The organism is Vibrio sp. 2033, from assembly GCF_033339735.1.
Genome location: NZ_JAWOVC010000906.1, coordinates 1 through 504 on the forward strand (window position 1 = coordinate 1; position 504 = coordinate 504).

Annotated in this window: 2 protein-coding genes; both read left to right on the forward strand. The window is 39.9% G+C overall.

Annotated features, from left to right (window positions below; all coding sequences use genetic code 11):
* Positions 1-160, forward strand: a 160-nt coding sequence (locus tag R7P74_RS29740) for an outer membrane beta-barrel protein (RefSeq protein WP_318124347.1), incomplete at its 5' end; no start/stop codon positions are given.
* A 12-nt stretch (positions 161-172) separates the two neighbouring features.
* Positions 173-504, forward strand: a 332-nt coding sequence (locus tag R7P74_RS29745; RefSeq protein WP_318124346.1) for a polysaccharide biosynthesis/export family protein, incomplete at its 3' end; no start/stop codon positions are given.

The following is a 504-nucleotide window of genomic DNA, read 5'->3' on the forward strand; positions in this document are numbered from 1 at the left end:
AAACGACGAACGATATACCCTTTCCGCTGGCGTTGATTATCAAATTAGACGCTGGATTCAATTGAAAGCGGATTGGCAATATCAAGACAAAACATCCAATCGTTCAGGTTATAGCTACGACCAAAATGTCTGGACGTTAAGCGCGCAATTTTCGTTGTAACAAGGAATGTTAATGAATCCATTATTCAAGTTAATTGGCCTAGCTCTGCTACTTTTCAGTACTTTTGTTAGCGCGAATTCAAACGAACAAGATTACCTACTCGATACTGGTGACACTATTTCAGTGCAAGTTTACGGGGAGGAAGATCTTTCTATTAAAAACATCCTCATCACGTCAGATGGTTACTTTGATTACCCTTACCTTGGACGAATCAAAGCGATCAATAAAACGCCCAAACAGCTCAAGTACGAAATCGAAACGGGCTTAAAAGGTGACTATCTAATCAACCCGAAAGTCATGGTGACAATCAATTACTTCCGTTTGTTTTACGTCAATGGCGAAGT